Genomic DNA, 13,492 nt, shown 5'->3' with positions numbered 1-13,492 from the left:
CATGTCCTCGACCTTTGGCAACGTCTTGCACGTAAGCATCTTCGGCCAGTCGCACTCCCCCGCCATCGGCTGCTCCCTCGATGGCATTCCGGCGGGCATCGCTGTTGACCAGGAGCAGCTGCAGGCCTTCCTTGACCGTCGTGCCCCCGGTCGCGACGAGACCGCGACCAAACGCCGCGAGGCCGACGCCGCCCACATCATCGCCGGTGTGGTCGATGGACATACCACCGGCGCGCCCATCGCCGCGATTATCGAGAACACCAACACGCGCTCCAAGGATTACTCCGAACTGCGCCGCAAGCCCCGCCCCGGACATGCGGACTTCCCTGCGCGCGTGAAGTATCACAACATGCACGATGTCGCCGGCGGCGGACACTTCTCCGGCCGCCTAACGGCACCCCTGTGCATCGCCGGCGGCATTGCGCTGCAGGCACTCGAGGCCCGCGGCATTAAAGTGATGGCACATGTGGCGCAGATCGGCGGCATCTCCGACCTGCCGATGGACGATATGGTCTATCGCGAGGCCGACCGCAAGGCGATCCTTACGAACGATCTGCCGTGCATTGACGCCGCCGCAGCCGGCCGCATGCGCGAGGAAATCCTAGCTGCGCGCGACGAACTCGACAGCATCGGTGGCATCGTGGAGTGCGGCATTTACGGGCTTCCCGCGGGCATCGGCGACCCCATGTTCGACGGCATCGAGAACCGCATCGCGCAAATCGCCTTTGGCATTCCCGCCGTAAAGGGCGTGGAGTTTGGCATGGGCTTTGCCGTGGCCGCCATGCGCGGCAGCGAGAACAACGATCCGTATCGCATCGATGCCGAGACAGGCGAGATCAAGGTCGAGTCCAATAACGCCGGCGGCATCCTGGGCGGTATTTCGACCGGCGCGCCCGTCATGTGGCGCATGGCCGTAAAGCCGACGCCCTCCATTGGCAGCGAGCAGCAGACGGTGGACATGGACGCTATGGAAAATGCCGAGCTCTCGGTCCATGGCCGCCACGATCCCTGCATCGTCCCCCGAGCCGTCCCCGTAGCCGAGGCAGCCGCCGCCCTCGCCATCTGGGACGCCCTCCTCGAAGACGCCGCCTAGCGCTAACTATCCACCCCTCAACATCCCCCGACACGTGAAAGGGGTCTCCATGGACCTTGCTGACATTCGCCAGGCCATCGATGGCATCGACACCACGCTCCTCAACAGCTTTGTCGAGCGCATGGACATTGCCACCGAGGTCGCCAAGTCAAAAATCGAGATGGGCAAGGCCGTCTTCGACCCCGCCCGCGAGCGCTCCAAGCTCAACAACCTCGCCAGCCGCGCACCCGAGCGCTACGAGGCCCAGACCATCACCCTGTTCCGTCTCCTCATGAGCATGAGCAAGGCCGAGCAGCAGCGCTACATCAACGAACTCAAGGGCATCACAGTGTCGCAAAAGGCCCACGCCACGGCCGTAGCCTTCGACACGCCCTTCCCCCAGACTGCCAGCGTCGCCTGCCAGGGCGTTGAGGGTGCCTACAGCCAGATCGCCGCATGCAAGCTCTTCGACGTGCCGGATATTGCGTTCTTCGAGACCTTCGAGGGCGTCATGCGCGCTATACGCGACGGGTTCTGCGAGTTTGGCGTGTTACCAATCGAGAACTCCACCGCCGGCTCGGTCAACGCTGTCTACGACCTGCTCGCCCAGTTCGAATTCCACATCGTGCGCTCGCTTCGCCTCAAGATCGACCACAACTTACTCGTCAAGCCCGGCACCAAGCTCGCCGACGTGCGCGAGGTCTACAGCCACGGTCAGGCCATCGCGCAGTGCGCCAGCTTTATCGAGGCCCACGGCCTGCACGCCACCAAGTACCCCAATACCGCCATGTCGGCGGAGATGGTCGCCAACTCCGACCGCACCGATGTTGCCGCCATCGCATCGCGCAGCTGCGCGGCACTCTACGACCTGGAGGCGCTGGAGTCCAACATTCAGGACTCGGACAACAACTACACGCGCTTTGTCGTCATCAGCCGCGAGCCGCGCGTCTACCCCGGCGCCAACCGCACCTCGCTCATGATTACCACGGTCAACGAGCCGGGCGCCCTCTATCGCGTGCTCGAGCGCTTCTACGCGCTCAATATCAACCTCATCAAGCTCGAGAGCCGCCCCATCCCCAGCCGCGACTTTGAGTTTATGTTCTACTTTGATCTGGACTGCCCCTTTGGCAGCAAGGCCCTCGACGACCTGCTCGATTCTATCGACGACGTGTGCGAGAGCTTCACCTACTTTGGCAGCTACACGGAGGTGCTCTAGATGACCGATACCGCCGCAACCCGCCCCTACGGAGTGCTGGGCCGCGTGCTGGGCCACAGCTACACCCCAACCATCTACAAAGAGCTCGCTGGGCTCGATTACGTGCGATTTGAGCGCGAGCCCGAGGATCTTGAGGCTTTTATGACGTGTAACGAATGGGAAGGCACCAACGTGACCATCCCCTACAAACGCGCCGTCATGGAATACCTGGACGAGCTGAGCCCGCTCGCCGAGCGCATGGGCAACGTCAACACCATCACGCGCCTGCCCGACGGCCGCCTACGCGGCGACAACACCGACTACTTCGGTTTTCAGTGCCTTGTCGAGGAGCTGGGCGTAGAGGTTGCCGGCAAGAAGGTCCTCGTGCTCGGTGCCACCGGTGGCGCCGGCACCACGGCGAGCATGGTACTCGGTGACCTGGGCGCCGTCGTCGTACCCGTGGGTCGTACGAGCGAGGTCAATTACGACAACATCGCGCAGCAATCTTATGCGGCACTGCTCGTCAACTGCACACCTGCCGGCATGTTCCCCCACTGCCCCGACGCGCCTTGCACGCTCGAAGGGCTAGATGCGCTCGAAGGCGTTATCGACATTGTCTACAACCCCGCTCGCACGGGCCTGATGCTCGAGGCCGAGCGCCGCGGCATCCCCTGCATCGGCGGCCTACTGATGCTCGTGGCCCAAGCGGCACAGGCCGTTGAGCGCTATACCGGCCAGGTCACCCCGCGCAAGCGCATCTTGGACATAACGGAGCGTCTGTCCCGCCGCGAGCAAAACATTGCCCTGATCGGCATGCCGGGTTCGGGCAAGACCCGCGTGGGCGAGCAGATCGCCCTGCTCACGGGTCGCGAGCACATCGACTTGGATCACGCGCTCGAGGAGCGTCTGGGCATGACCTGTGCCGACTTTATCGTCGAGCGCGGCGAGGTGGCCTTCCGCAAGCAGGAGACGGCGGCGCTGGCCGACATCTCCAAGCGCAGCGGCCTGGTGCTCTCCACCGGCGGCGGCGTGGTCACGCGCGACGAGAACTACCCGCTGCTGCACCAGAACAGCCAGATTGTGATGCTCAATCGCAAGCTCGACGAGCTCGCCCACAAGGGCCGCCCCATCACGGCGCGCGATGGCATCGACAAGCTCGCCGAGCAGCGCATGCCGCGCTACCGCTCCTGGGCCGACTACATCATCGACTCACGCGACTGCGCCGCCAAAACCGCGGCCGCCATCGTCGAGACCCTCTAACCTGCCAAAAAGGGACAGGTTTATTTTGGCAGGTTTTATCTGGGCAATCGCCGAAGATCGCAAGACCAGCCACGCCAACCAACTGCAAAGGAAGCAACCATGAAGGCACTCGTCATCAACGGCCCCAACCTCAACATGCTCGGCATTCGCGAGCCGGGCATCTACGGAAGCGATAACTACGACCGTTTGGTCCAGATCTGCCAGGAGGCAGGCGCCACGCAGGGCTTTAACGAGGTCGAGGTCTTCCAATCCAACCACGAGGGCAGCATCGTCGACAAGATCCAGGAGGCCTACGGCAAGGTCGACGGCATCGTCATCAACCCGGCGGCCTACACGCACACGAGCGTCGCGATCCTCGATGCCCTCAAGGCCGTCGCCATCCCTGCCGTCGAGGTCCACATCAGCGCCGTCGAGACCCGCGAGGACTTCCGCCAGGTGAGCTATGCACGCCTAGCCTGCTTCGCCACCATCACCGGCGAAGGCCTGAAAGGCTATGCGCATGCACTGGAGCTGCTGAAGGAGCATCTCGAAAAGTAGCCTCGCGGATCAATTCATTAACACCGATTCACGCGAACAAAACTCCAGCGCCGGAAGCAGCGACCTCGCTGCTTCCGGCATTTTGTTACTGGCATATAATCGTTGCAGTCACACTACGTCTGGAGACCCACATGCTGAGCATTCACCTGGGGGATTACCCCGGTTCCATCTACGATACCAAGACCTACTTTAGGAACTCGTACCTGGATTCATGGTTCGAAGATCCCATGGCTGCACAGATGATTAATGGTGTTGACGGTTCAGAGCTCATCGGCCCCCACAACATCATCAGCAAGCAGCTTGGCTCGATTACGCCACTCGAGCTTTCTGGCGGTGTCAAGACGTTGCTGCTGGTACGCAATCTCCCCGACATGGTATTTAATGCTTCCACCTGCGGAGACAACTGCGCCCGTTGGCTGCTCAAGATTGGCAAAGAGCAAGACGTGCTGGTAACCCTTTATCACATCATGAAATTCCCCTGGAAGCGTTTCGAAATCCGTATTGAAAATGACGGCCGCATCGTCAAGAACATGCAGGAGTTCGTCGGTGCCACCAATGACTTTTTGGATGTTGATGATACGGCCAGAGTGCTGCACTAGGTTCTATGGCCGCAATCGCTGAATGCGTTAGAAAAGTCTTACCAGAATACTTAAAACCCAAATGAAACAGCGGGGGCCAACTTAGTCACACTGCTTTTGTTACGCCTTCTTAATCACGAATGCCAATCCAATATCGCAGGCACAGCGTACGATTGACGCGAAGAGCCACGATGCCGGCAGCGTCATAAGCAGCGGCATCGTCTGCCAAGGAATAAACCAATCGACCGCGTGGATTGCAAAGATGGCAAGACTGGCCTGTCCGCAGAACACGAGGGCTTGTTCAAAGGACCCCAAAACCGGCACGTCTTTCAACTTCTCCAGCGCCATGGAAACCCAGCACACGCAGTAGCTGCCGGCAAGAGCGGCAACTGTCGCAACCACAAACCCATCCACGCGGCGGCTCGAAAGCTCAAGCCCACTCAGCGCGGCAAGGACAAGCCAAGCGACACCGGCTCCAATAAACAGCAGGGGCTTGCTCACGCTCGGCTCCAGCCCCTTTTGGCGCGCCGTATAGCCAACCCACATCAGCAGCAAGATATAGCAGCTCAGATCCATATCGAGCGGCAGGTAAACACCCATTAATCGAGACACGCTCAATCCGCAAAAGGCAATCGCGGCACAGACAACGCCCTGCCAAACAACCCCGATCCCGCGGCGATCAAACAGCCGCACGAGCGCATTAAACAACAGGCGCGACGTAAACAGCGCCGCCAAAAACCATGCCATGCCAACGGCGGCAACGCCAAGCCGAGGCACATCAACGCCTGAGGCAAACACAAGCGTCTTAAGCCCCGCAACCAGCGTACCGCTCGTCAAAGAAACACCGCTCATCAAGAACGTCGGCACCTGCCACGCCAGTGCAAGAACCACATACGGCACCAGCAGGCGCGACACCGAACCACTCAGCAGCTCGCGCCACGGCTTCGGCCTAAACGTATACCCGGCAAGAATAAAGAACACCGGCATGTGAAACGAGAAGATCGCGTGCCGCAAGGGAGAAGGATTTGGGACGGTGTGCCCCACAATGACCAGAATCATTGCAATCCCCTTTGCAATATCTATCCAGTCGAGCCTTTTACTTCCCATGGCGAACCCTTCAAAACCGCAGCACGCAAGATGAAAAAAGCCCAGACCACCAAGCGGTCCGGGCTTAATAAATGATGGTGCTCCATGGCGGATTCGAACCGTCGACCTTGGGATTAGAAGTCCCCTGCTCTATCCAACTGAGCTAATGGAGCAAATAACCGCACGCCCAAGCAAGCGCAAACCTGTCAGGCGCAAGTAATTATAACCTAGTTGAACTGCTCGCGGTACGCCTTGCAGACCTCATCGACCGGGCCGTCCATGCGAAGGTCACCCTTCTCAATCCAAACGGCACGCTGGCAGATGCGTTCAACCTGCTCCATGGAGTGCGAAACGAACAGAACCGTCACGTCGCCGCTCTGGATAAAGTGCTGGATGCGGGCCTCGCACTTCTGCTGGAAGAACACATCACCGACGGACAGCGTCTCGTCAACGATCAGAATATCGGGCTCGGTAATCGTCGCGATTGCAAAGGCAATACGCGCAACCATGCCCGAGGAGAAGTTCTTAAGCGGCATGTCGACAAAGTTCTGAAGCTCAGCGAACTCGATAATGCCGTCAAAGTTGGCGTCGATGAACTCCTTGGTATAGCCGAGCAGGGCGCCGTTCAGATAGATGTTCTCGCGGGCGGTCAGCTCGGGATCAAAGCCGGCACCAAGCTCAATCAGCGGCGCGATGTTACCGTGCACCTTAACGCTGCCCTCGCTTGGCTCAAGCACGCCAGCGATAATCTTGAGCATCGTAGACTTGCCGGAGCCATTGGTGCCAACCAGACCCACGACCTCGCCACGATGAATATCAAACGAAATATGCTTAAGCGCCCTAAACTCCTCAAAGAACAACTCGTGCTTGGCGAGCTTGATGAAGTACTCCTTGAGGTTGGTCAGCGACTCAGACGCCATGTTAAAGATCATGGTGACGTCGTCGACCTCGACAGCCAGAGGCTGCTCGCTGTAATCAACAACAGATTCAGTCATCACAGCACTCCTTAGATGTAGAGGATAAATTTGCGCTCGGACTTATGGAACACGGTGTAGCCAATAATAAGCGCAAGAACCGCCCAGGCAACGCACATACCAAACGTCATGAGCGAGGGCGTAGTCTGAAACAGAAAGATATCGCGCATAAACTGCAGGTAGTTGAACATGGGGTTCGCATACATCAAGATACGCACGAGATGCGGCATTTGCGCAATATAGTCAGTCGTCCAGAAGATGGGCGTAATGTAAGTCCACGCCGTAATGACGACGCTCCATAGATGCATAACGTCGCGGAAAAAGACCGTAAGAGCAGAGAGCATCATGCCCAGGCCCATGCAGAAGCACATAAGCAGCAGCAGGCAAACCGGCAGCAGAATGAGGTGCCAAGAAGGCATAACGCGGAACCACAGCATGACGATGGCGACGGCGACCAGCGAGAAGGCAAAGTTGACCAGCGAGAAGAGCACCTTTTGCACCGGGAAGACCCAGCGGTGCACCTTAACCTTCTTGAGCAGAGGGGCAGCGCCCACGATAGACGTCAGGGCCTGGTTCGTAGACTCGGACATGACGGCAAAGGTAATGTTACCCACGATCAAGTACAGCGGGTACATCTCGGGCGTCATTGAGCCATTGCGGCCTTGGCCAAAAATCGTCGAGAACACGATGGCCATGACGATCATCATCAGCAACGGATTGAGCACCGACCATGCGACACCCAGAACGCTACGGCGATACTTGATCTTAAAATCCTTGGTAACCAGCTGACGAAGGATAAACGCATCCTTCTCAAATTCGTTCTTAGCAAACGTCGCAGGCAGACTGCGAGTTTCTTGTTGCTTTGTCTGATCCGACACGGATGCAACTCCTTTACTCGTAATCGTTGACAAACGAACAGTATAGACCCGACGGCCATGCAAACGATTCGCGCAACAAAACTGGAGAACTAACCCACATCTTAGGATGCCAAGCCCAAACGGCTATACTTTCAAGGATTGAAAGTATAAGGAGCATTGAGTGAATTCTGAATCCATCGCCGTCATCATCCCTTGCTACAACGAAGCCCTCACGATCGGCAAAGTCATCGACGACTTTCACCGCGAGCTTCCGCAAGCGACGGTCTATGTCTATGACAACAACTCGTCGGACGATACTTCACGCATCGCCACCGAGCACGGCGCCACGGTCCGCTTTGAGCCCCGTCAGGGAAAGGGCAACGTGTGCCGCCAGATGTTTCGCGATATCGACGCCGATTGCTACCTGATGGTCGACGGCGACGACACCTATCCCGCCGAGGCTGCCAAAGCCCTCTGCGAGCCCATCCTTAACGGCACGGCCGACATGACCGTAGGCGACCGCCTTTCCAACGGCACCTACGCCGAGGAGAACAAGCGTGCCTTCCACGGCTTTGGCAACAATCTGGTCCGCGCCATGATCAAGTGGATCTATGGCTACAGCTTCGATGACGTCATGACCGGCTACCGCGCCATGAGCCGCCCGTTCGTCAAAACCTTCCCCGTGCTTTCCGAGGGCTTCCAGATCGAAACCGAGCTCTCGATCCACGCCGTCGACCACCGCTGGCGCATCAAAGATGTGCCCATCGAGTACCGCGACCGTCCGGAAGGCTCCGAGTCCAAGCTCAATACCGTGAGCGACGGCATTAAAGTCGTCGCGATGATCGGCACGCTGTTCAAGGACTACCGCCCGCTGAAGTTCTTCAGCCTCGTCGCGCTTCTGTTTGCGGTGATCGGCCTCGCCCTGGGCATGCCCATCGTTGTCGAGTATTTCCAGACCGGCCTCGTTCCGCGCTTCCCCACCGCCATGCTCGCCGCGTCGTTTATGTTCCTGTGCGGCCTGAGCCTTGCAACCGGATTCATCCTGGATTCTGTAGCAAAGGTCGAAAAAAAGCAGTGGGAGGTCAACGTATATAGCAAGTACGCCTACGACGACCAGCCCGGCCACCCTACTTCCAAGCCAAGCGAGAGGTAAACCACCATGCCGCTCATCTCCATCGTCGTACCGAGTTACAACGAGCAGGAATCACTTCCGATCTTTCTCAAAGAGCTCGATGGCGTCGTTCGCATCATGACCCGGCAAGACCCCGGCATCTCCTTTGAAGCCGTCCTCATCGACGATGGCTCGGCAGACAAAACGCTCGCCGTCATGAAGGCGGAAGCCGCGGCGGCGCATCCATACGCCATCCGCTGGCACTCTTTCTCGCGCAACTTTGGCAAGGAGGCGGCACTACTCGCCGGACTCCAGCACGCAAAAGGCGACTATGTCGCCACCATGGATGCCGACATGCAGGACCCGCCCTCGCTCCTGCCGCAGATGTACGAGATCTTGCAGACCGAAGACTACGACAACGTCGCAACGCGCAGGACCACCCGCAAAGGCGAACCTCCCATCAGGTCGTTCTGTGCCCGTATGTTCTACAAGATCATCAACCGCATTTCCAAGGCCGACATCGTCGACGGAGCACGCGATTTTAGGCTCATGAAGCGGCCTATGGTCAACGCCATCATCTCCATGGGCGAATACAACCGATTCTCCAAGGGCATTTACGGCTGGGTCGGCTTCAAGACCAAATGGCTCCCCTACGTAAACGTCAACCGCGTGGCCGGCGAGACCAAATGGAGCTTTTGGTCGCTGCTCCTTTATTCCATCGACGGTATCGTCGCGTTTTCCACGGCACCGCTCTCCCTCGCCGCCCTCACGGGTATCGTCTTCTGCCTCATCGCTATTCTGGGATTCGTCGTCATCCTAGTAAAGACGCTTGTCTGGGGCGACCCCGTCGGCGGATGGCCGTCGCTCGCCTGCCTCATAACGCTGTTTGGCGGCATGCAGCTTCTGTGCCTGGGAATCATAGGTGAATACTTGGCAAAAGCCTACTTGGAAACCAAGCGACGTCCCATCTATATCATTCGAGAATCCAACGAGGAATCTGATGACACGGCCCAATAACAGCACGCTCAAGAATGTGGCGTTCTACGCCGCCTGCTTCGCATTTTCCGTCGCACTCTTTGTCGCACTTGCAGTGGCAGGGCATGTCTACCCCTTTGGCGACAACTCGTTTCTCACCAACGATCTCAAATACCAATACATCGACTTCTTTGCTTGGTTCCGGCGCGTCCTTTTAGGCGAGGCAAGCCTTCGCTATTCCTTCTCGCAAGGACTCGGCATGAACACATGGGGGCTCTATAGCTACTACCTCGCCAGCCCCTTCAACCTGCTCTGCGCGCTTTTTCCCGCAGACAAGCTAACGCTCTTCGTGTTTGTTATCTCCGCGCTCAAACTGGGCTGCATCCACATCAGCAGCGCTTGGTATGTGCAAAAGCGCTTTGACCTACCCAAGCCCGCAGCATTCCTGCTTTCCCTCTCGTTCACGTTTTGCAGCTGGACCATCAGCAACCTACGCAACCCGCTCTGGATCGATTGCCTCATCCTGCTGCCCATCTGCGCCTACGGATGCTACGAGCTCATCCGCAAGCAGCGCATGATCCGCCTCGTCATCGCAACGGCGCTCAATGTCATGTTCTGCTGGTATACGGCCTACATCAGCATCCTGTTCCTCTGCATCTTCGTATTGGTCGAATTTGTCGATTATGTTGCAGAAGAAGGTTTTAGCTGGAAGCTCATGCTCGATCGGGCCCTGCGGTTCGCCGGGGCTATCGCGCTCGGACTGCTTCTGTCCGCCTGGACCTTTTTGCCGACCATCCTTGCCATGTCCAAGGGCGGTCCCGTTCTAGCACTCGGCCCCCTACTTAAAACCAGCCTCAAGTCGCTCATCAGGGGCTTTCTTCCCTGCATGTGGGTAAGCAACGAAAGCACACCGCAGTTCTATTGCGGCATCGTCATGATGCTGCTTGCGGTGAGCCTGCTGGTTAACCGCACGGTTTCGATCAAGACGCGCATCGCAACACTCGTCGTCACGATAATCCTGGTCGCAAGCTCCGTTTTGAGCCCGCTCGAGTACATCTGGTGCGGCATGCGCGTTCCCAACGGCTTCTACTCGCGCACGGCTTTTTTGCTGAGCTTCTTTGCGCTGTGGGCCGCAGGACACGCGCTGCATGCGCTCAAAAACCAGCCTAAATTGCGTCAAGCCTATCGCCCCGTCGTCATCATGCCCCTCCTGGCACTAACCGCCATTGAGTTGTTTGCCAACGCCCATGTTATGTGGAACCAGCTGTACACAGGCTATTCCGAAAAAGCCAACAGCGCCTATGTCGCCACCGCAACCGACACTATCACGACCATTCAAGACCAGACTTCGGCGTCGTTCTATCGCATTGACCGCACAACCACACGCGTCGACAGCGCCGCCCTCAACGAAGGCTTGGCGCTTGGGTACAACCAGTTGTCTTCGTATTCGTCTGCCAACAATCCGCAGGCCATCGCACTGCTCAACTCCCTTGGATACAGCAGCGTCGGCGAATTCTCGACCCGTTATGCCGAGCCCATTCTTGCCGTTGATGCCCTGTTGGGAGTCAAGTACGCCATCGCCGAGCACGCGCCTTCGGGATACGCGGCAATGACTGAAATAGCCGATACAGCAAGTGCGGTGTACGAGAACCCCTATGCGCTCAGCGTTGGTGTCATGACATCCAATGACATTCAAAACTGCACGTTGAAGGGCGAGAACCCCTTCGAAAAGCAAAACGACCTCTACAGCAAAATCCTGGGCCGCGAGGTAATGCTCTATACCAAAATCGAGGCCAAAAACACGGAGGATGACGAGAACTTAAGGCAGTGGAACGCCACCGTGCCGTCGGGTTCCATCGGGTATCTCTACATCAACAAAGATGCGACCGCCGGCAGTTATTGGCCCGTCACCCTTACCATCGACCAGCGAACGATCGGAAACGAGGCCTGGAGATTCGACAATAATATCCGCCAGATTGCGGATGCATCGGACTCCCCGAGCCAGCATACGGTGTCAATCGGAGTCGCAGAGGGCTATACAGACATGCCCCAAGACAATGAGCCGGTCTTTTACGCCCTCAATCTGGACGTTTTCGAGCAGATTATTAACGAGCTTAAGATGAGCGAATTTGTTCCGACGGTTTTTGAGGACGGAAGGATCGAAGGCGAGTATACCGCCAAGGATGACGGCAACCTACTGCTGAGCGTTCCGTACGATGAGGGCTGGAACGTAACGGCAAACGGAACCGCCACAGAACTAACGCCCGCCGCCGATAAGGGCTTGTCATCCCTGAACATGCAGAAAGGCGCGAATAGGATCGTGATGACCTACAAGACTCCGGGCGCCCTTGCGGGGCTTGCAGTGAGTCTGGCGACCGCCGCCGCCCTTGTTGCAGCGGGGCTATTCACCAGGCAAAAGAAAAGCCGCCGTTAAAGAACGGCGGCTTTTACTCTCGAAAAGTTAATAGCGGCTAGAGCGTCTTGAGGTACTCCCCCAGCTCTTCCTCCCAGTCGGGCATGTGGAACCCGACCGACTCGAGTTTGGACAGGTCGAGCGCGGAGTGGACCGGGCGCGGGGCGACGGGGCCGGCGGCATTCGCGTAGTAGTCGGCGGTCGACACCGGCACGACCTTGTCGCCATTGCCGTTGGCGGCCTCGAAGACGGCGCGGGCGATGTCCGCCCAGGACCTCACGGCACCGGAGCCGGTGCAGTCGTAGGTACCGTAGGGGGCGTGCGAGCCCAGCACGTGGAAGATGGCCTCGGCCATGTCGCGCGTGAAGGTCAGGCGTCCCAGCTGGTCGTCCACGACGGTGACCTTGTCCAGCTTGTCCTCGGGGTCGGCGACGCGGTCGGAGAGGCCCTTCATGGTCTTGACGAAGTTGTGGCCTTCGCCGATGACCCAGGAGCTGCGCATGACGTAGTGGCGCGGGCACCCGGCCACGGCGATGTCGCCGGCGGCCTTCGTCTGGCCGTAGACGGACAGCGGGCTGAATGGCTCCTCCTCGTCATGCACCTCCTCGGTGCCGTCGAAGACGTAGTCGGAGGACACGTGCACGAGCGTGATCCCGTGCCCGGCGCAGGTGCGTGCGAGAAGCGCGGGCCCCGTCGCGTTGGCCTTCCAGGCGGTCACGCGGCCCTCGGGGGTCTCCGCTTTATCCACGGCCGTGTAGGCGCCGCAGTTGATCACGGTGCCGTAGAGCGACCAGTCGTACTGCGAATAGGCGTCCGGGTCGGACATGTCGAAAGTGTCGATGTCGCAGAAGTCGAAGTCCTTCGCCACACCGCGCTCCTCGGCCAGCGCGCGCACCGCGCGGCCCAGCTGGCCGTTGCAGCCGGTGACGAGGGTGCGCCTGGGAGCCATCGGGACGACGTCGGCGAGCATCGGGTGGTTGAGGTCGGCCTCGGAGACGGTGGCCTCGGCCAGCGGGATCGGCCACTCGATGGCGAGCTCGGGGTCGGCGAGGTTCACGAAGGTGTAGGTCCTCTTCAGCTCGAGGGACCAGTGGGCGTCCACCAGGTAGGTGTAGGCGGTGCCGTCCTCCAGGGCCTGGAAGGAGTTGCCCACGCCGCGCGGGACGTAGATGGCCTTACTCGGGTCGAGCGTGCAGGTGAACACCTTCCCGTAGGTGGCGCTGCCCTCGCGCAGGTCGACCCAGGCGCCGAAGACCGAGCCTCGGGCCACCGAGATGAACTTGTCCCAGGGCTCGGCGTGGATGCCGCGGGTGACGCCGCGGCTGTCGTTGTAGGAGATGTTGTTCTGGACGACCCTGAGGTCCGGGATGCCCAGGGCGGTCATCTTGGCGCGCTGCCAGTTCTCCTTGAACCAGCCGCGCGAGTCGCCGTGGA

12 protein-coding genes and 1 tRNA gene are annotated in these 13,492 nt (G+C 59.0%); 8 read left to right on the top strand and 5 right to left on the bottom strand.

Going from position 1 to position 13,492, the window contains the following annotated elements:
• Nucleotide 1: 1 nt before the first annotated feature.
• The 5 genes from aroC to DW754_RS08280 all read left to right on the top strand — a co-directional run bounded on the left by aroC (nt 2) and on the right by DW754_RS08280 (nt 4,663).
• A complete protein-coding gene (gene aroC / locus DW754_RS08300; protein ID WP_117759307.1) occupies nt 2-1,093 on the top strand; it encodes a chorismate synthase in 1,092 nt (363 codons plus the stop codon).
• 49 nt (nt 1,094-1,142) lie between these two features.
• Nucleotides 1,143-2,288 carry a prephenate dehydratase gene (gene pheA / locus DW754_RS08295; RefSeq protein ID WP_117759309.1) on the top strand — a complete coding sequence of 382 codons (1,146 nt, stop codon included), beginning with the start codon at nt 1,143-1,145 and terminating at the stop codon, nt 2,286-2,288.
• Nucleotides 2,289-3,527 (top strand): shikimate kinase, encoded by a 1,239-nt coding sequence (locus tag DW754_RS08290; protein WP_117759311.1) that lies wholly within the window; start codon nt 2,289-2,291, stop codon nt 3,525-3,527. It abuts the gene before it with no gap.
• Nucleotides 3,528-3,626: 99 nt separating this feature from the next.
• The gene (gene aroQ, locus DW754_RS08285) at nt 3,627-4,064 is read left to right on the top strand and encodes a type II 3-dehydroquinate dehydratase (protein WP_117759313.1); all 438 of its coding nucleotides are present in this window, start codon (nt 3,627-3,629) and stop codon (nt 4,062-4,064) included.
• Between the two features lie 131 nt (nt 4,065-4,195).
• Entirely contained in the window at nt 4,196-4,663 is a 468-nt protein-coding gene (locus tag DW754_RS08280) for a DUF4869 domain-containing protein (protein WP_117759315.1), read from the top strand.
• 99 nt (nt 4,664-4,762) lie between these two features.
• Here the strand turns inward: DW754_RS08280 and DW754_RS08275 are convergent, their stop codons facing one another.
• The 4 genes from DW754_RS08275 to DW754_RS08260 all read right to left on the bottom strand — a co-directional run bounded on the left by DW754_RS08275 (nt 4,763) and on the right by DW754_RS08260 (nt 7,580).
• Nucleotides 4,763-5,749, bottom strand: a complete 987-nt coding sequence (locus DW754_RS08275) for an acyltransferase family protein (protein ID WP_117759317.1) — start codon at nt 5,747-5,749, stop codon at nt 4,763-4,765.
• Between the two features lie 75 nt (nt 5,750-5,824).
• Nucleotides 5,825-5,901: transfer RNA gene (locus tag DW754_RS08270), tRNA-Arg, on the bottom strand.
• A gap of 54 nt (nt 5,902-5,955) precedes the next feature.
• The gene (locus DW754_RS08265; RefSeq protein ID WP_006236046.1) at nt 5,956-6,723 is read right to left on the bottom strand and encodes an ABC transporter ATP-binding protein; all 768 of its coding nucleotides are present in this window, start codon (nt 6,721-6,723) and stop codon (nt 5,956-5,958) included.
• Between the two features lie 11 nt (nt 6,724-6,734).
• Complete coding sequence (locus DW754_RS08260; RefSeq protein WP_022094778.1) at nt 6,735-7,580, bottom strand: ABC transporter permease; 846 nt, start codon at nt 7,578-7,580, stop codon at nt 6,735-6,737.
• A 160-nt stretch (nt 7,581-7,740) separates the two neighbouring features.
• On the opposite strand from DW754_RS08260, the gene DW754_RS08255 reads away from it, so the two are divergent.
• The 3 genes from DW754_RS08255 to DW754_RS08245 are packed head-to-tail and all read left to right on the top strand — an operon-like array spanning nt 7,741 to nt 12,079.
• Nucleotides 7,741-8,712 carry a glycosyltransferase family 2 protein gene (locus tag DW754_RS08255; protein ID WP_117759319.1) on the top strand — a complete coding sequence of 324 codons (972 nt, stop codon included), beginning with the start codon at nt 7,741-7,743 and terminating at the stop codon, nt 8,710-8,712.
• 6 nt (nt 8,713-8,718) lie between these two features.
• The gene (locus tag DW754_RS08250; protein ID WP_117759321.1) at nt 8,719-9,687 is read left to right on the top strand and encodes a glycosyltransferase family 2 protein; all 969 of its coding nucleotides are present in this window, start codon (nt 8,719-8,721) and stop codon (nt 9,685-9,687) included.
• Nucleotides 9,671-12,079 (top strand): YfhO family protein, encoded by a 2,409-nt coding sequence (locus DW754_RS08245; protein ID WP_117759323.1) that lies wholly within the window; start codon nt 9,671-9,673, stop codon nt 12,077-12,079. Before DW754_RS08250 ends, DW754_RS08245 begins: the two co-directional genes overlap by 17 nt.
• A 37-nt stretch (nt 12,080-12,116) precedes the next feature.
• Here DW754_RS08245 and DW754_RS08240 read toward each other — a convergent pair.
• A partial coding sequence (locus tag DW754_RS08240; protein WP_117833487.1) for a sugar nucleotide-binding protein occupies nt 12,117-13,492 on the bottom strand: 1,376 nt, incomplete at its 5' end.

Source organism: Collinsella sp. AM29-10AC, from assembly GCF_003469085.1.
GTDB lineage: Bacteria > Actinomycetota > Coriobacteriia > Coriobacteriales > Coriobacteriaceae > Collinsella.
This window is presented reverse-complemented; position numbering and strand designations above follow the sequence as displayed.